The organism is Methanosarcina sp. MTP4 (assembly GCF_000970045.1).
In the GTDB taxonomy this organism is placed as follows: domain Archaea; phylum Halobacteriota; class Methanosarcinia; order Methanosarcinales; family Methanosarcinaceae; genus MTP4.
This window is the reverse complement of record NZ_CP009505.1, coordinates 3,271,079-3,289,647: the sequence shown is the minus strand read 5'-3', so window position 1 is coordinate 3,289,647 and position 18,569 is coordinate 3,271,079. Positions and strand designations below refer to the sequence as shown.

General features: G+C 41.1%; 12 protein-coding genes. 8 read left to right on the top strand and 4 right to left on the bottom strand.

The features are described 5' to 3' along the window. Positions 1 to 45 precede the first annotated feature (45 nt). From MSMTP_RS18110 to prf1, 3 genes are all read left to right on the top strand, one after another. Positions 46 to 570 (top strand): hypothetical protein, encoded by a 525-nt coding sequence (locus MSMTP_RS18110; RefSeq protein WP_052718408.1) that lies wholly within the window; start codon positions 46 to 48, stop codon positions 568 to 570. Next, positions 567 to 1,415: a hypothetical protein gene (locus MSMTP_RS18105; protein WP_052718407.1), complete on the top strand. Its 849-nt coding sequence runs from the start codon at positions 567 to 569 to the stop codon at positions 1,413 to 1,415. The genes MSMTP_RS18110 and MSMTP_RS18105 overlap by 4 nt, the downstream gene beginning before the upstream one ends. A 396-nt stretch (positions 1,416 to 1,811) precedes the next feature. After that, positions 1,812 to 3,059 (top strand): peptide chain release factor aRF-1, encoded by a 1,248-nt coding sequence (gene prf1, locus MSMTP_RS13745; protein WP_048180500.1) that lies wholly within the window; start codon positions 1,812 to 1,814, stop codon positions 3,057 to 3,059. 1,159 nt (positions 3,060 to 4,218) lie between these two features. Here prf1 and MSMTP_RS13740 read toward each other — a convergent pair. Next, a complete protein-coding gene (locus MSMTP_RS13740) occupies positions 4,219 to 5,433 on the bottom strand; it encodes a mechanosensitive ion channel family protein (protein WP_231582793.1) in 1,215 nt (404 codons plus the stop codon). Between the two features lie 150 nt (positions 5,434 to 5,583). On the opposite strand from MSMTP_RS13740, the gene MSMTP_RS13735 reads away from it, so the two are divergent. From MSMTP_RS13735 to MSMTP_RS13720, 4 genes are all read left to right on the top strand, one after another. Further along, complete coding sequence (locus MSMTP_RS13735) at positions 5,584 to 6,402, top strand: ArsA-related P-loop ATPase (protein ID WP_048180498.1); 819 nt, start codon at positions 5,584 to 5,586, stop codon at positions 6,400 to 6,402. 622 nt (positions 6,403 to 7,024) lie between these two features. After that, on the top strand, positions 7,025 to 8,857 hold the full coding sequence (gene iorA, locus MSMTP_RS13730; RefSeq protein ID WP_048180495.1) for an indolepyruvate ferredoxin oxidoreductase subunit alpha: 1,833 nt from the start codon (positions 7,025 to 7,027) through the stop codon (positions 8,855 to 8,857). Next, positions 8,854 to 9,495: an indolepyruvate oxidoreductase subunit beta gene (locus MSMTP_RS13725; RefSeq protein ID WP_082090629.1), complete on the top strand. Its 642-nt coding sequence runs from the start codon at positions 8,854 to 8,856 to the stop codon at positions 9,493 to 9,495. Before iorA ends, MSMTP_RS13725 begins: the two co-directional genes overlap by 4 nt. Positions 9,496 to 9,750: 255 nt before the next feature. Next, positions 9,751 to 10,848 (top strand): acyltransferase, encoded by a 1,098-nt coding sequence (locus tag MSMTP_RS13720; protein WP_048180492.1) that lies wholly within the window; start codon positions 9,751 to 9,753, stop codon positions 10,846 to 10,848. Between the two features lie 49 nt (positions 10,849 to 10,897). Here MSMTP_RS13720 and MSMTP_RS13715 read toward each other — a convergent pair whose 3' ends face one another. Next, on the bottom strand, positions 10,898 to 11,401 hold the full coding sequence (locus MSMTP_RS13715; protein ID WP_048180490.1) for a VanZ family protein: 504 nt from the start codon (positions 11,399 to 11,401) through the stop codon (positions 10,898 to 10,900). A gap of 393 nt (positions 11,402 to 11,794) precedes the next feature. Between MSMTP_RS13715 and MSMTP_RS13710 the strand changes: the two genes are divergently transcribed. Then, entirely contained in the window at positions 11,795 to 12,784 is a 990-nt protein-coding gene (locus tag MSMTP_RS13710) for a UDP-N-acetylglucosamine-1-phosphate transferase (protein ID WP_231582792.1), read from the top strand. An 86-nt stretch (positions 12,785 to 12,870) separates the two neighbouring features. Here MSMTP_RS13710 and MSMTP_RS18100 read toward each other — a convergent pair whose 3' ends face one another. After that, complete coding sequence (locus MSMTP_RS18100) at positions 12,871 to 14,151, bottom strand: PGF-pre-PGF domain-containing protein (protein WP_082090628.1); 1,281 nt, start codon at positions 14,149 to 14,151, stop codon at positions 12,871 to 12,873. Between the two features lie 599 nt (positions 14,152 to 14,750). Next, positions 14,751 to 18,101 carry a putative Ig domain-containing protein gene (locus MSMTP_RS20060; RefSeq protein ID WP_231582791.1) on the bottom strand — a complete coding sequence of 1,117 codons (3,351 nt, stop codon included), beginning with the start codon at positions 18,099 to 18,101 and terminating at the stop codon, positions 14,751 to 14,753. Positions 18,102 to 18,569: the final 468 nt, after the last annotated feature.

The following is an 18,569-nucleotide window of genomic DNA, read 5'->3' as shown; positions in this document are numbered from 1 at the left end:
TTTAAACATAATACTGAATTAAAAATTATTTATGGGCAGATTCTAATGAGTAGCAAAAATAAAATTGTAGATAAGAGAGCAGTTAGTACAACATTTGACTCTATTATATGCGCTTATTCTGAACATCCCGACATTCAAAATAAAATATCTTCATATAACGCTTTGGTAATATCATCTAGTGAATTTTACAGTAAAGATACTTGTTTTCCACAGGGAACGATTGATTTTTATCAATATTTACAACGTAACTCTTCTGCTGACTTTAAGGTAGGAATTGCTGTCATTGATGACGAATATCAAGAACTCACTCAATATAGTGATACAATAGTACTTGCGACCATTATTGTACAATCAATTTATTTTCCAGTCATCATAAATTTAATTTCGAATTATATCTATGATAAGTGTATCTCAAAAAATAATGAAGTTGTAAGTGAAATTTTGATAAATAAAAAAGATCATACAATTAATTACAAATACTGCGGTCCTGCAGAAACATATGAAAAAGTAATGTTAAATCTTTTAGAATATGGTGCTGTCGAACTCACTAATGGAAGTGAAGAAAATTGACAGATCAAGAAATCTCCTACCTAATTTTAAAGGATGATTTGTTTGATGAAAGTAGAAAACTGTTAAAAAAATACCGCAGTAGAAATAAAGATATTCTGCCAATAACCTTTTACAAAAATATATTCAAAATAATAGAGCAAGCCAATGTTTCTAATAATCATGAAATTTCAAAAGCGGCATGGTGTTTAGAAGCAATAGGACATATTCAAGATTGCTTTATGACTGCTTTCAATTATATGCATGAAGACTACTTCTATAAAGGATGGTGTCGACTAATCGAATGTGAGACTTCAATTGGATATCTTGATAGACATTTTTTAGACAAAAACAAAGATTTTGGAATTGAACACATTCGCTTGCAGGTAAAAGAGTTTCAAAAAATATTTCCATATGTGCTTTTCCTGAGTCCTTCTTTTAGAGCAAAAAAGATTTTCTGCTCTATTTGCAACCAGAAAATTACTCCGCTAAACTACTGTGGACATGAGGTTGGAGAAATTTATAATGGTAGGTTATGCTTTAGATATTATGATGATGTTGAAGAAGATCACGTTTTATTGTGCCCAAATCCAAGACATAAGTATGCTGTGGCGTTTAAGGACTCAACTTATGATTATTCAATTGTTAAATCTGTAATAGACTATCTCAAATCTCCATGGGATTCTTGGGATTGTCAAGAAGTGTTTAACAATAACATACGAGTTTATTATGATATCTTTTTTGAAGTAAAATACCCTAACAAATCATCGTATCACAAGCCAAATGCAAAATATTTAGTTTCAACTGATCCAGAAAGTTCAACGCTTTCATATATGTATCCGGTTGGTACAGAACTATATTACCTTTAATTTTTTATGGTTTGTAAAATATTTAATATTTAAAAATGATTGTATAGGATTTTTGGATCTGAAATAATCAACACCAGCAATGATCAAAGGAATATTAAAGTTGCTGTATATAGCAATATTATCGGATAGGCTCTAGTTAAGACTGTCTCTTATAGGTGTTTCTAACAGTGTTCCATCTGTAGCGTTTTTTATATTAGTGCCAATTCTACTTTTCCTCTTTTTTTGCCAGTGACTGCCATATATCTGTTCACTTTGTAAGTATGCGGCGTGGAGGGAAGTTTTTGAATGGAAATTAAAAAACGTTTTTTAAAAGATAAAGCATAAATGAATATAGTAGTTTTATGTCATTTTTTAGGTCCTTCAACTGTTTTTATATGAGAGAAGGAGGAAGCTTGGATGGCTGAATACTGTACATATGAAAAATATGTATTTAAAAAGAAGCTTGAAACTCTAAGAAGTAAAAGTGGAAGGGGCACAGAATTAATTTCCCTTTATGTTCCTTCTGATAAACAGATTTCAGATGTTGCAAATCATTTGAGAGAAGAACATGAGCAGGCTTTGAACATTAAGTCTAAACTTACCAGCAATAACGTACGGGGAGCACTGGATTCTTTGATGGCAAAGTTAAGACATCTTAACAAAATACCGGAAAACGGGATAGTTTACTTTACAGGAACTGTCGATACCGGAGCTAACAGGACAGGCCTGGAAAACGAAGTTCTTATTCCTCCGGAACCTGTTTCACATTACATATATCACTGTGATTCCGTTTTTTATCTTGAGCCTCTTGAGGAAATGGTCAAAGAGTGCAGTACTTATGGGCTTATACTTCTTGATTTCAGAGAAGCTACAATCGGAATGCTTGTAGGTAAGCAAATTGAAGTTATTAAACATCTCCACTCTACTGTCCCTGGCAAACAAAGAAAAGGAGGGCAGAGTGCCCATCGGTTTGAACAGCTCAGACGCATTGCTATTCATGATTTCTACAAAAGAATAGGGGATGCTGCAAGTGAGGCATTCCTTGAACTAGAGCCAGCTGAACTTAAAGGCATTCTTATAGGAGGGCATTCTCCAGCTAAAGAAGAGTTCAGTGAAGGCGAATTTCTACATTATGAGCTTCAGAAAAAGGTTCTTGGATTGTTCGATACGGGGTATACGGATGAATCCGGTTTTTCTGAGTTAATAAATGCCGCAGAGGAAATTCTCCAGGGTATTGACTTAATTAAGCAAAAGAAAGATATGGAAATATTTTTTAAAGAAATCGCTACTGAGTCCGGCAAAGTATCCTATGGAGAAGACAATTTGCGGGCGAATCTTGAAATAAAGGCAGTTGATGTGCTTTTACTTTCTGAAGACCTTCGGGCTGAAAGAGTAACTCTCAAATGCAGTGTTTGCGGATATGAGTATAAACGGACAAGAAAATGGAAAAACAGTGAAGCCGTTCCTGCGGCTGGAAATTGTCCTGAATGCGGTTCTGCACTTGAAGTCACGGATGTTATTGATATCGTTGGTGAATTCTCAGAACTCGCTGATAAAGGCAATGTAAGGATTGCTTTTATATCAACAGATTTCGACGAAGGCTCTCAACTTATGATAGCTTTTGGCGGAATTGCTGCAATCCTTAGATATAGCACAGGGGTGTAATTACCAATATTTATTTTATCAATTAAATGATGGTTCTGATTTCCAATAAGTCACTAATTTGACAGAACTCACTAATTGATAAAGTATTCTCCTTTCAAAAAATGTATTGTATCGACATATATATTATTTTGGTTCTTCGCTATTTCGAGTGGGTAACTTACGTTCATTTCCTAAATATTTAAGTAACATTTACAAGATTTAGATACACTTGCTGTTGAACATCACGTTCAAGCTTGATGTTTCTCTCTTTGGCCTAGTGTTGCGTCAAGAATAAAATGTCGTATACATCCAATCATAACCACTCATAATTATACAACACTTGGTTGTTGACGCGACACTAGCTACTTTCTGACGAAGCAATTATTTTCAACCCATAAAAAATAGCGAAGAGTCATATTATGAAAAGTGAAATGTATAAACGAAAAATGTAGACATTATCTGGCTTTTTGAGTATTATCTTGCCTAAAGTAAAATTATATCTGTATAATTTATATTGAATGTTTAAGACACTCAATTTTCGTTTTTCTGTTTTTCCGTTTTTCTGTTTTTCCGTTTTTCTGTTTTTCCGTTTTTCCGTTTTTCCGTTTTTAGGTTTTTCCGTTTTTAGGTTTTTCTCACAATCCTATGGGGTTAGGCGTGATCGGAAGATTTCGTTTTTCCGTTTTTCCGTTTTTCCGTTTTTCCGTTTTTCTGTTTTTCCGTTTTTAGGGTTTTCTCACAATCCTATGGGGTTAGGCGTGATCGGAAGATTTCGTTTTTCCGTTTTTAGGGTTTTTATCTCAATCGTACGGGGTTAGATGTGATAGGAAAAATTCGTTTTTCCGTTTATCTTAACTTCCCTGCTTCCCTAATAAATTCTATATTATATAAAATTTATTGACTTTTTTATATTCTTTATTTTTATGAAAATAAGGTAAATTTAAATCGCCTTATGTTAAGTTTATAGTCGGCGCAGGCCGAAAATGGAAAAAGAGTATCCTCATCAAGTTCTTTCAAGCTCTCAAATTTTGTGCAGGTATATGTACCTATTCCCGATTTTTCTCCACACTTATACTTCATTCATGGCGGGATTGAGGATTGAGGTTTCGGATGGAATTTTTAATTTCTTATGAGTTCGGAGGTATTCGAAAAAACCACTCAGGCAATCATCCTTCTTTCTTCATCCTTCAAGCAGCTCTTTTTCCTCGAATATCTTTTTCAACTCTCTTTCGAGCTTTCTCCTTCTGATGTCCAGGTGATCGGCTTTCAGGTTGAGGCTCTGGACCTGCCTTGAAAATAATTCGGGATCGGTTTTTTCTTCCTCTCCTTCTTTTTGTTTTTTCACCGTTTCAAAATCGGCTTTTACTTCTTCTTTCCGGTTTTTGAGGAGTTTCAGCTTCTCTTTTAGGGCTTCTTCCCGACTTTCATCAAGGACGCTGTTGACCTGCTGTTCGAGTTCTTTTTCTTTATTTTCGAGGCTTTCCAGGAATTTTTCGATCCGGTCCAGAATTTCGGCTTCTATGGCTTTGTCGAAGATTATTTCTTCAGGCTTTTTTTCCGGAGTCTTTTCAGCTGCTTCGGGTTTTTCCGGTTCTTTTTGGGGGATGCAGACAATCCCGTCCTTTAACACCCGCTGATTCATGAAATTGGGGGAAACGATCTCGATATCATTCCCATGGAGGGCGTCGAGTATCCCTTTTTTAAGTTCCGAACGGACCGATATGAGGTTTTCCACTTCTTTCAGGAGTCCGCCTACCTTGTAGGTGACCGAAAAGTCTCCCAGTTCCAGGACCTGGACAAAAGGGGTTTCAAGCCCGGTTTTTTCTGCGGCAAGGAGGAGGTTTTTTTCAATTTTTTTCCAGGAAACATCATAGCCAAGCGAAACGCTGGTACTTATGATCGTGCCCGAAGTCCGGATAGTTTTCAGGGGGTTTGAAACCAGTTTGAGGTTGGGAAGGGTCACCAGGTCCCGGTCAATAGACTGGACTTCCGTATGCAGGATGTGGATGTCCGTAACTCTCCCGAATACGGTTTCACTTTCAATGTAGTCCCCTACTCTGAAGGGCTTTATAATCCGGAGCATAATTCCGGACATGGCGTTTGCAATGAAGGTGGTGGAAGAAAGGGCGATCGCAGCCCCGGCAATGATTCCCAGGAGCTGGAGAATTGATTCTTTGTCGGCGTAAGGGATCGGGAGGCTGAAGATTATGAAAACAAGGCCAATGCCAAGGACTGCAAGCTGAATAAGCTGCCGGACAAGTTTCACATCTCCTGTGACCATTTTTGCCCTGCGAAACAGGTATTCGATCCCAAAAAGGAGAATAATTGTAACTCCCAGTGCAATAAAGCTTGCCAGGTACTCTTCCAGAACCAGATTCCCCTCTCCTATTCCCACTCTCTCCTCTCAATGAAATTTATCTCTTCTTATTCATATAGCTATTATCCGGAATACCTTTTTTCTATTCCTTTTCGGCATCCTAAAAAACAGGTTTTTTAACTTATTACGGAGTAACGTACTGAAAACAATTCTAATGGATGATCCTGGATGAAAATAGCAGTATGCGGAAAAGGCGGAAGTGGTAAGAGCACTGTTTCGGCTCTCCTTGCAAAGCAGATGGCAAAAAAGAAAAACGTCCTGGTGCTCGATACGGACGAGTCGAATTACGGCCTGCACACCCAGCTCGGACTGGCAGCCCCAAAAGATTTGATGGAATACTTCGGGGGAAAACAGGGTTTCAAGCAGAAGCAAAGAGCCCCGAAGACCTCTGCAATCGGCGGGCTGGGCGGTCCGGGCAGCTCGGGTGGCTCGGGTGGCTCGGGGAGTGCTCCTCAGCAACAGCAGTCCCGTTTTTTCGAAGAAAGGTGGAAACTTTCCGATATCCCTTCGGAGTTCGTGGAAGTATCCGGAAAAATCAGGCTCATGGCAATTGGCAAGATCCACGAGTTCGGGGAAGGCTGTGCCTGTCCCATGGGTGTCCTTACCCGGGAGTTCCTGGAAAACCTTGACCTCTCAGCAGACGATATCGTGATCGTGGACACGGAAGCCGGGGTCGAACATTTCGGGCGGGGCGTTGCCAAAGACTTTGACACGATTCTGGTTGTCGTTGATCCTTCCTACGAATCCCTGAAATTGTCCCGGAAATTCGAGGAACTCGGGGACCAGGCAGGAAACAGGGTTTTCTTTGTGCTGAACAAGGTCGAGGAAGATATTATGGCCGAGCTTCTGGAAGCCGTTGATTCTTCCAAAGTTGCCGCGGTAATTCCTGCAGACAGGGGGCTTTTCAAGGCGTCCCTGAAAGGGGAAGAATTCGAAATTGAGCTGGAAGAAATTGTAAAGCTTGAGGAATTTCTGGAGAATAACTAAGAGTTTCTGGAGAATAACTGATTCATGGGCAAGGTCTGTGAATCAGTGCATTTTAATTTTTCCGGGCAGCATATTTCTTTTTTGATGCTTTCACTTAGCCGGAGCTCACTTTTTTGTGACGCTTTCGCTTTGCCTGGGCTGCAGTCCCGGGTGCAAGCCCGGCCTGAGCATGTGTAAAATTATGAGATGGAATATCCTGAAGGACCACCCGTAAGTGTTCCGTGAATGTAAATGAATATTAAAATCTTTTGAATTACGGGAGGTGTCTTTTCATTCGGTCAAAGGCATTTTCTCTGTTTGCTCTGGCGGTTTATTTTTAATACTTTTTTGTTCATTCTTTGTGCAAGGGCCGCTCTCCGAGCGGAAAATCTCCATCGGGATGCGGTATTCACGCTGCTCTGGCTTTTTGAAACAATCTCATTTGAGAAACCCTTGTCCTGAATCTGATCTCCTAATGAGAAATTCCCTTCTCTATTATCCGAAAGTATATTATTGATCGTGTTATTTTGAATAGTGCAAAGTTTATGCCTGTCCGGTTACGGATGTTTTCAAAAACTCTATAATTAACTTTGTGAATACGCTACTAGACTAAATTCTTCTCATCATTCACTGGAGACTTATTATGACGACACGCGAGTACATGCTTGGAAACGTGGCAATTGCCCGGGGACTTCTTGAAGGAGGCGTACAGGTGGCTTCAGGCTATCCGGGGACTCCTTCTTCGGAGATCATCGATACCCTTGCAGCCCGGAAGGACCGGGACTATTATATCGAATGGTCCGTGAACGAAAAGGTGGCAATGGAAGTGGCTGTGGGAGCCGCCTGGGCCGGGGTGCGCTCGGTGGTTACCATGAAACATGTGGGGCTGAACGTGGCAGCCGACCCCTTCATGACCCTTGCCTACGCCGGGACAAAGGGCGGGCTGATCGCTATTGTGGCTGACGACCCTTCCTGCCACTCCTCCCAGAACGAACAGGACACCCGGCGCTACGCCCAGTTTGCCCTTGTGCCCTGTTTTGACCCGTCCACTCCCCAGGAAGCCAAGGACATGATCCCCTATGCCTTTGAGTTTTCGGAAAAGTTCGAGATGCCCGTGATCTTCCGGCCGACGACCCGGATCTCCCACGGGAAGTCCGACATCGAACTCGGGGATATCCCGACCGACAAACCGCCCGCTAATTTCGAAAAGCTGCTTGACCGCTGGGTCATGCTCCCGAAGAACGCCCGGCCTCGCCATACCCACATACTCTCGATCCAGCAGGCCATGGAAGATGCCCTGGCTGAATCCCCCTGGAATTCCCTTGAGCTGAACCCGGGTGCGAAGTTTGGGGTAATCGGGGCAGGGATCGCTTCGGTCTATGCAAAAGAAACCCTTGAAGAACTCGGGGTTGAAGCTTCCTTCCTGAAGATCGGTGCATACCCAATCCCGAAGAAGCTGATCAGGGAGCTTCTTGAAACCGTTGACGCCGTGCTCGTATTTGAGGAACTGGAACCGATTGTGGAAGAGCAGGTCAAGATGATCGCACAGGACGCCGGGCTTCCGGTTTCTATCCTCGGGAAAATGAACGGCTTTGTCTCGCGGGAAGGAGAATTGAATATAAGCAGTTTCCTGAAAGCTCTCGGGAAAGTCTTTGACCTTCCCGAAGAACCTGATTCCGAAGCTGCTTCTGGTGCTGCCGCTGGGACTGAGCCTGAAGCTCTCGAGCTTGCTCCCCGCCCGCCTGCCCTCTGTGCCGGCTGTTCCCACAGGGCAACTTTCTACTCCATGAAGAAAGTCTTTGGGAAGGACGCGGTTTACCCAAGTGACATCGGCTGCTACACCCTGGGCATCCAGAGCGGGACGGTCGAGACCACCCTCTGTATGGGTTCAAGCATCAGCGTAGGGTCCGGGCTTTACCATGCAGGCGAGAAGCGGCCGATCTGCTGCTCCATCGGGGACTCGACTTTTTTCCATACCGGCATGAACTCGCTCCTGAATGCCATCTACAACAAGGCTGACATCACGGTCACCATCCTGGACAACCGCATCACAGGCATGACAGGGCACCAGCCAAACCCGGGCATGGGCTTTACCGCAACCGGGGAGCCGACCGTGGAAGTCTCCCTTGCCGAACTCTGCAAAGCCATGGGAGCCGGGCTTGTGACCGTTGCCGACCCCTATGACCTTGAAGAAACCCAGGAAGCCTTTAAAGCCGCAAAGGAATTCAAGGGCACAGCTGTGGTAATTGCAAAGCAGCCCTGCGTGATTGTGGCAAAGAGGGCAGGAGTCAGGCGCGTCCCCTATGCGGTTGACCCTGAGAAGTGTGAAGGCTGCAAGCAGTGCGTGAAGTTCGGCTGTCCTGCAATCGAGTTTGACGAGGAAAAGAAGGTCGCGGTAATTACTGCTCTTTGCAGTGGGTGCGGGGTCTGTGCCCAGATATGCAAGTTCGATGCAATCGGGGAGGTGAAGAAATGAGCGAAAGTGGAATTAGTGGAAGTGAAGCAAATGCTGGTGAGGCCGGAAGCCCGAAACAGAGTTTCGACCTCCTGATTACCGGAGTAGGCGGTCAGGGCGCAATCCTTGCCTCGGACATCATTGGAAAAGCCGCAGTTTTAGCAGGCCTTCCCATCCGTGCCGCCGAGACTCACGGCATGGCCCAGCGCGGGGGCTCGGTCGTAAACCATATCCGGATAGGAGCTGACCTCGGGTCCATGATCCCTGAGAAAGGCGCGGACATGATGCTTGCCCTGGAGCCCATGGAAGCGATCAGGTACCTGGACTTTTTGAAAGACGGCGGAGTCGTGATCGTAAACACCGAAGCTGTAATTCCGGTAACCGTAACTTCGGGCCAGGCTTCATACCCTGAAGTCTCGAAGATTCTGGAAACCCTCTCCGAAAAATATACCGTGAAAGCCTTCAACGCGGATGACCTTGCCGCAGAAGCCGGGAACAGGCTTGCCATGAATGTGGTGATGGTGGGCGCGGTTTCAAGTTACCTGCCTATTTCAAAAGAGGTCCTGCTGGAAAGTGTGAAGGCACTTGTGCCTCCGAAGACGGTTGAAGTGAACGTGAACGCGTTTGAACTGGGAAGGGAGAAGGTTCGGGAAAGCTGAGTAGAATTCACACTTCTTAAATCTTTTAATTTAATCTCTTCCTTTTTGGCTTTCTAAGCCGTTTTTTATTTTTTTCTTTTTGATTATTTTTTCATAACTGTTTGAAGAATTCGTCGTATCTTCTATTATATCTTTTTTTTGAATTTTTTATTTTCAAACAGTTTATATAGAGTTTTACCTACTAAAATACGTATTAATTATGACTACGCTAAGATTGTGATTCTTCTATTTTCTTTTTATTCATAAGTGATATCTATGGTAACCCGTATTCAGGAAATTGACGTTCTCCGGTCAGTAGCTATTATTTTTATCATTTTTGCACACATTGATAGCTTTACCAGCTTACCCATTTTTGATGAACTTGATGAAATTTTCGCTTTCTTCGGGATTAGCATTTTTTTCTTCATTTCCGGATTTTTAATGCAAAAAAATAATAACTTTGCTACTGATAAAGACGTCTCTTTCTTTTTTAAGAAAAGAGTGCTAAAAATCTATCCTTTGTACTGGCTTTCCATAGTTGCTATTTATGCTATGGACAAAATTGGGTTTGATGTTGTATACTCAAATGACATTGCTGCGGATAAGTTTTTATTACTTTCATACATATTTGGCTTTCAAGGGCTTATTCATGAAGATTATGCTCTGTCCGTCTGGTGGTTTGTCGGTGTAATCTTGTTATACTACTTTTTGTTTTCAATAATTTTACATTATTCAAAAAGTTTTGGTGGCTTACTTGCATATTCTTTTTTTATGGTGCTCCCTCTTTTATTCTTGAGGAATGAATTCAACCTGGTAAATGTTAATGTTTTCAGTTATTACTTCATCTTTATTGCCGGAATCCTGAGTGCCGCTGCAGAAAACCTGGAATCTTTTAAGAAGATCACATTGTCTTACTCTGTTTTATTGCTATCTTTTTTGTTAATGTCATATCTAGGGATCAACACAAACTATCTTTCGGATATTAGCAAACGAGACCTCGTTTTTCTGATATTTGTGCTTATTTTTACACTATATAATATCAAATTTTCCTGCCAAAACAAGTTCAAGATACCTATGTCTGTACAAAAATTAGCTGACAGTTCTTACTCTATATACTTATTTCATATACCGCTTTTGACATTGTTTCAATCTTTTATCCTTATGTCATTTTCTCTGGAGATTCTCAATCGACACTTATTTGATTATTTGACGCTATTTCTTGGAATCCCTTTTACCTTATTTTCTGGATATTTCATCATGATATATCTCGATAAACTATGTAATAAATATAAAAAAAAGTTTAATATTATTCACATTCGTCACTTTATTGGTTTGATGCGTCAAATTATGAAAAACCGCGATTTTGTTAAGTAATACATGGATACAGTGGATGCAACATACAAATTTTCTATTATTGTGAAGCTTATTTGGTATCTCTACCTTTGGAAATTCCTTTTAATCCCAGGACAAAAACTATTGCAAGAACCTGAGCAATCGCAAGCCCGATAAAGTTCGATATCACATCTGCCATGCTTGCTACACGGAAGGGAAGATACATCTGAAATATCTCATTGAGAATGCCGTAAACTGTGCCCGTGCCTATGGCGTAAACTGCCGGGTATTTTACCAATGATGGGTTTTTGGAATTCGAGAATGCAAGATACAGTAAAACCCCGAATACGAAGTACACGGCGAGATGGGCCGGGTCTATGGACAGACCCATGACAAACCTTAAGGTTTCAAGCAAAAAATCCTTGATAAAAGAAAGGTTGTTTTCGACCAGGGCGTCTCTTGTTTTGTAACCCAGGGTCATCACCAGGAAGTGTTTCAGGTCTCCCAGGTCTGAAGTGACTGATAAGTAGAAAATCAGGACTGCGTATGAAACTGCGACTAAAGTAAAAATACTGGTTTTTTTTATTTTTGACATTTTACCTGGGATATTTATGAAAGGTGCTTATTTAAATCTATTTGAAATGTTTAAGTTCTTTGATTATTTATTAACTGTTTGATTATTTATGGACATATTTTAGATATTAATTCACCTCGGATATTCTAATTTTTGGCAGCCTCGTCAATAAAAAGGCAAGCTCGTTATATTTAATAAGATTTTTATATATGTTTTTACGATAGCTTACTGGATATTATTATCATGTGTAGCCTTGACATCGATTGATTTCAATGACTATGGCGTAAAATTCCTGAATTATGCATGGTAAAAATAGTAACGAGTTTTCACCTGGTAATTTTACGCCATTCTAAATAAAAAACAATACGAATCAAACGTAAAAATTGGAACTAATGTAAAAAATGGGAACCGGATGTGGTCATTTTAATTGATTTCCTTCTTAATTATAGGATCGGAGTAATTGAACTCTTTAGTAATTTTTTGTTTCCCTTCTTAGTTACAGCAGTGACTATGCCTTATTTCATTAATAGGCTGAAGGAAAATAATTTCGTAGTTAAAGACTACTACAAGAAAAAGCCTACAATGGTGCCGACCTCAGGCGGGCTCATAATCTTACTCATAGCGTTACTTTCGATATCCTTAAATTCTCTCTTTTTTAAGTTCACAACCCAAAACTATGTTATCCTGGTGATTATCGTACTTTTCGGGCTTTTCGGGATCCTGGATGATATGATAAACATAGGGCGCCTGTCCAAACTCATAATTATGTATTACTGCACCTATCCGCTTATCCAGTACGTACCTCATCCTCTGGTTTTATATTCCGGGGATTGGGCTATTTCTCTCGGGGTCCTCTCACTTCAGTTTATAGTTCCCACATACGTGCTTGTTGCGTCAAACCTCGTGAACATGCACTCCGGATATAACGGCCTTGCATCCGGCTTATCCGTAATTTTATTGTGTTCCCTGATCATTAAATCCCTACTACTAAACGATGTCGAAAATATAGTAACAGTAGTCGCTTTAACCGGGGCTCTGATCGGTTATTATATCTATGACCATTACCCATCAAAAATATTCTGGGGAAATGTGGGTTCCCTGGTAATAGGGGCTGCCATAGGCGCTATCATAGTCATACAGGGATTTTTGATAAGCGGGTTCATAATGCTTATTCCACACACGGTAAACTTCCTGATGTATGTGTACTGGAAAGTTAAAAAATTCCCTCCCGCCAAGTTTGGAAAGGACCGGGGTGATGGTATTCTGGAAGTCCCCAACCCTCTTACATTGAAATGGGTCCTGCCTTACTACTATAATGTAACTGAAAAACAGGCAACTTATGCAATGTTCTTGCTAACTTCGGTTTTTTGCGCTATAGGCATTTTCATTCCTGGAAGGTTGTAACGGAATGAGGATTGTAAAGAAATAAATATTGTAACCCGGATTAAAAATAAATGAAAGGTGATTTGACGAAAAAAGCGCAATCACCATCAGCTTCTTTTGAATATCAGGAGTACGGGCAAGAAAAGGATTATTCCTACTGCAACATAGATTATTGCGGTATAGTCTTTTTTACCTGCCTCTGCCTCTTTTTCCCCTTCAGGACTTTGAGTTGCTTTTGAAGTAGCTTCTGACCTCAGGGCATCGTTTGAACCCTGCATATCATTTGAACCCTGGGTTGTACTTTCAGTGCTCTTTAAGATCCCTGAGCTTTGCCCGGTTATCGCAAACGGGGAAAAACCCGGTGTTCTGGCTTCAAAATACAGGTAGAGTTTATCTTCGCCGGTCTGGCAGGTCTCAAGCACGTCCCACTTTCCATTGCTGAAATGGTTCAGGGTGATGGAGGTAAGGTCAATTTCATTTTCATCTATCCAGGCTCTTTCAACTCTAAAGCCCACAGCTCCATTTTCAATATTTTCGGGGTTTGAAATCCCGTCCGTCCCTATCCAGATGTTCATGTGCTGGTATACCTGGCCTTCCGGTTCCCCAGAGGTCAGTGCGGATTTTTCTTTGAGCATCTCGATGATTGCGGTGGTCTTCCCAAAGCTTTTTTTGGGGTCAAATTCCACATACCTTATGTCATTGATGTCCCCTCTAAACATATATCTGGCCCGGACCCCGTTGGTTATGAAGCACTGGGAAAGCTCTTTTAGCTTGACATTCTCTGAGGGCTCGGGAGAACCTGCTCCTCCCCCACCTCCTCCGCCTCCGTAACTCCCTGCGCTTGATATTGTTTCAGCAGGGGATATCGAAACATCTCCTACCCTTACAGTACCGGGTATGGCTGTTACCGGCATTGAGCAACCGCTTGAGTTGCTTACCTCTACATTTGAAAGCTGTAATTTGCATATCCCTGAACTGTCTGTCGAACTGAGATAGACTGTTGCAAAGGTCCCGGGTGTCGTCACCATATTTTTGCGCAGGACGAGGCCGTAAATGCCTTTAACAGTGCCCTGTGAGTTGTCAATGGTACCCTGGCTAAACATAGTGGTTCCTTTCTGCTTAAACAGGTCTCCTTCCCGGATTTCCCTGACATTGACCAGGGATTCATCGAAAATGAGGTTAAACTGAGCTCCGGATATAGGTGCGTCAGGTTCGATATATATACTCAGGATGAAATCCTGGTCCTCTCCAACGGATTGCGTTTCCGGTGATATGCTTACGATTGTCTCTGCCAGAGCAGTACCCGTGAATATGGTGCTCAAAGAGGCAAATAATAGTAAAATCAGACTCAGGCGTAATGTATTGTTCTGCAGGCTCTTCCTGTGCATTCGAGTTACCCCCACTCGCTATTCAAGCCAATTCGTTTTACATCTGTTATATATCTCTTAATATACATTGATCTTTATTTTACACATTTTATTATAAATTTATTTTGTCTGAAGCTGGCATTTTTATGCTGAAAGAAAGGGTTGAATAAGTCTGCATTCATGAAAATATCCGGATCTGCCAATCAGAGATATTTATTATTTGAAATTTCCAGGGCGGCAGGATGTATTTTGAAGCCTTTTTGCGAAAACTTCCAGTACTTTTGGACAGAATTTCTCATGAACCGAATTTATTCATGGATAGAGCTAGTATTGCTCAAATTAATCCGGTAACCCCTTTGCTATTACCATTCCCTCCCTTTTATTAGCCTTGCAAAGTATAAGTAACTTTTTTTATACAGTCCTGGCATATAATTATAAATAAAATATCAATGTGTTAAAAATGTAATAATATGTCAAAAAGAAGAAGAATGTCTAAAAAGTAATATGTTTCAAAATAGGACGAATTTCAAAAAGAGTAACAATATCTCAATAAGTTATATGCATTTTAAAAAAGTAGTTCTGACGCAGGTCCCCCTTAACCTGCGTCAGGTCTTTTCAATCTATTTGTATTTTTCTCCAAAGTGGTATCCTACGAGGGTAAGGTCATGGATATTTACTCTTCCATCCTGGTTTACGTCATACCTTGGATAAGGTTTGCTTACAGGGGTTTCAAAATTCTGGCCGACTGTGGCAAGGTCCACAATATCTACCTCTCCATTCATAACCACATCCCACGGAGGATAGTAGTCATTGATGTAGATTGTGTGCTGTTCTGTTACCTGGTCGATTCCATCGCTTACCGTTACTTCCACCGTATGCTCCCCACTGCTCGAGTAGTTGGTCTTCCAGATATAACTCGGATCAGTGCTGCATTTTATCCCATTGATCTTGATGATGTAATTCAGGAACTGCCCGTCCAGATCAAATGCGCTAACTGAAATGTCGATTTCTTCACTCTCATTGAAACTTGATCCGTCTTCCGGTTCAAATGAATCAATAACAGGAGCACGATTTGGCGATTTCACGGTTATTGTGGCATCTTCCGGGTTCGTGAGGTATCCATCACTTACCTCAAAGGTGACTGTATAAGTTCCCGCCTGTCCAGTTGCCGGTGTCCAGCTAAACTCCCCGGTTGCAGGATCAAAGTTCGCTCCTTCCGGAAGGCCTGCGGCTGAATAAGTCAGGCTGTCGCCGTCAGCATCGCTGGCATCCACCGTGAAGCTCAGGGTGTTCGACTCGGAAACCGATTTATCATCGATCGGATTAAGGACAGGTGCGGTATCTACCAGCACACTTGCATTTCTAATACTAACTGGCAAGTCTGTTATACTGGTGTCAAGAACCCTCACATTGGAAAGGTCGAGTTCTGATATGCCTGTTTTGTTTCCTGCAGTCATGCTGATGGTTGCAAATACCCCTTCTGAAGAGACATTTGTTTTTCCAACTATCACGCCATAGACATCTGTGACCGTTCCTTCGCTGTTGTTTATGGTGCTGTTGAATAAGGTTCCAGCTCCATCCTGTTTGAGCAGGTTTCCTTCGCTTACACTATTCGCTCTTACCATTAAACTGTCGAATTGCAGGTCAAACTGGGCTGCGACTATGGGTGTTGAAGGATCGATCCTTACATCGATGGTAAATGGCTGGTTTGGAGTGACGATTTGATCGTCCGGAGTTACCGTGACGGTTGATTCATCTTGGGATTTTAACGAATCGATTACATCCACTGTCCAGGTATGTACGATTGGTTCTTCGCCGCTGTACCCGTTCACAGTAACGTTGTATGTGCCAGGTATATCCCAGCTCTGGGTTATGGACGTTGTATTGTTCTGGATCAGCTCCCCGTTGATAGACCAGTTCGCTGTCAGAGGTTGATCCGAGCTAACACTGAAAATGACATTTTCTCCAGTGTTCCGGGTAAGTATAGTATCTGTCGGAAGGAATTCTATGATTGGTGCAGGCAGGGCACCGGTATATTCTCCGATGTTCCAGCTCTGGCTGACAGTGCCGTTTTCATTGGAGCCAATGAATTCAATTGCATGTCCACCTTCTGTGACCTTCCATGTGTAACTTAGGGATCCTTCTGATACAAGTGATCCATCAACATACCATTCCATACTGGTCAGATTTTCATCTGTCCAGACCCTGAAGATCTTTTCATCACCCGGGTTGAAGGGGTTTTCTTCACTGGGTGCGAAGCCAGTTATGTGTGGGCCGGGAGAGTCATCAGGGATTATTGCGGTGATGGTATAGGTTGGGATGTTGGGGTCGGGGCGGTACCATGAGGAATCATGAGCAGACGCACTAGTAGCAATTCCGTTTAGGTGAATTTTGGACCCTGTTGGAAGTTCTACGGTAGCAGTATGAGTGAATAAGTTATAACTTCCGTTATTCAGTCCTTGAGTAGCTATAAGTGCAGGAGAATTTTCACGGTCTTCATCCGGTAAAGGGGTTCTGCCTGAAATATCAGTGTTAAAAGTAGTTTTATTTGTTCCATACCCATCTACGCTGGGGAATCCTGAATCATCTACTTCGTTATTGAATGTTATTGTTGCACTATCTACAGGACTTCTATCACTGTCTACTACTATCATGTCTATATAATAATATTTCGTGAACTTGGAGTGGTAAATACTTTTATACATAAAGTTAATTAGTTTTGTATCCCACTCACCATCTGCATCCAAATGGTAGACATTAGTATCAATTATGAAATTATTCTTTGCGTAATAAGGTGGCAAAGAATACAACCCCAACGCAGCATTCCCATCATTAGATGTGCTTGTTGCGTTGATTAATGTATAGTTTTCTGAATTTATACCAAATCCATCTTTGATTCCTTCCTGAAGCACATTCTCAATGTGTATGTCGTATGAACCGACATCAGAGACTATTCCACCATTTAGGGTATATACGTTTTTCATGGTAATGTTTTCGGCTATAGGGGCATCCACAGTTCCGCCAGTGATCATAACGTTATTGCTATCTGGATCATACAGACTTACATTACTTATAATTGCATGTTTTGTATTGTGCATATCAATACTGTTGTGACCTGATCTATAAATTGTAATATTTGAGAAGTTACAGTATGAACTTTGTTGGGGTGCAAAGCTACTCCAAGTTGTGTTATAAATATAAAAATCTGCACCACTTATGTAATAAGAGTCTGACCACCAAATGCCCTCCCCAATGTTAATTGCGGTTATATTGTTGAAGGTTGAATGATTTGTCATACCAAAAGCTTGATCTCCAGGAACATTCTCAAATCTCAAATTGGAAAAAGATGAATTTTCTATACATTCCGTTACAAGAGATCCAAATGTATCATGCATATAGATGTCACTAACAGTTATATTCTCACTATTCCTTATGTAGAAAGTATTACTGCAATTAGTGACTTCCAAATTAAAGATTTCAGCATTTCTAAGACCCGATATATCCAGACTTGAAATATTTTCAAATTTGGAGTTTTTTATTGTACAGTTGTACACCACAAAACTCTGTTTTGATGGGTCGGATGTAACAGGACCATCTCCACTCCACCCAATTACATTCACCCCGTCTATTACAATTGAGCCAGTTGTGCTCATCATCAGCCATGAGTTCCCAGGAGCAGACCACCTAATATCTGTGACTTCTGGAGCTGTAATATACAATGTGGAGTTGATTATTCTAAGACTGGTATTTATATGCCATAGGCTACTTTCTTTATTTGAGATCAATGAATTTCCGTATTTTACAAGTAGCGTGTTATGGATGTCTGTAAGACTTATTGAAGGCTCATTCTCGATGTAAAGCTGTTTGTACCCGCTATCGTAATAAATTGCTGCGGAACTTATGCTTACTGTGTTTATAATCAATCCTATCAGTAAAGCAGAAGAAATGAATTTGTATTTTATTTTACACACTTATATTCCCCCTCCCTTCTTTCCATTTTTTTGTGCAGATTTGATTATTATTGGCCTGGGCCTGGGGTAAGGCTGTAAATTGTACTATGATGTTATCCTATTTATTAACTTTCTACTTTATACACTATAAGTGTTACTTAATGTTATTTTTATCATCTATTTTTGTTACATTTGTTTAATCTTACAGCATTGTTCTAATGTTATTTCACTGCTTTAACCGGAGTTTATAAGATGCCATGAAAATCCTGCTATAGCTATTGAAATTGTGTAGGTATAACAAAAAATTAATTAAGTTCCAAACCCATTAAGGAACGATTCAAATATAACATCAAGGATTTTTACTGCCAAGAACCACAGATGGACACGGATAAACACGGATTAAAGCCATCTGTGTGCATCTGTGTGCATCTGTGTGCATCTGTGTTTATCCGTGGTTTATTGAGGTTGTATGATTGATATACACAGAGC

Excerpts from the sequence above, each read along its gene's own strand:
- MSMTP_RS18110 (WP_052718408.1), top strand. The coding sequence starts at position 46 with ATGAGTAGCAAAAATAAAATTGTAGATAAGAGAGCAGTTAGTACAACA.
- prf1 (WP_048180500.1), top strand. The coding sequence starts at position 1,812 with ATGGCTGAATACTGTACATATGAAAAATATGTATTTAAAAAGAAGCTT.
- MSMTP_RS13735 (WP_048180498.1), top strand. The coding sequence starts at position 5,584 with ATGAAAATAGCAGTATGCGGAAAAGGCGGAAGTGGTAAGAGCACTGTT.
- iorA (WP_048180495.1), top strand. The coding sequence starts at position 7,025 with ATGACGACACGCGAGTACATGCTTGGAAACGTGGCAATTGCCCGGGGA.
- MSMTP_RS13725 (WP_082090629.1), top strand. The coding sequence starts at position 8,854 with ATGAGCGAAAGTGGAATTAGTGGAAGTGAAGCAAATGCTGGTGAGGCC.
- MSMTP_RS13720 (WP_048180492.1), top strand. The coding sequence starts at position 9,751 with ATGGTAACCCGTATTCAGGAAATTGACGTTCTCCGGTCAGTAGCTATT.
- MSMTP_RS13715 (WP_048180490.1), bottom strand. The coding sequence starts at position 11,401 with ATGTCAAAAATAAAAAAAACCAGTATTTTTACTTTAGTCGCAGTTTCA.
- MSMTP_RS18100 (WP_082090628.1), bottom strand. The coding sequence starts at position 14,151 with ATGCACAGGAAGAGCCTGCAGAACAATACATTACGCCTGAGTCTGATT.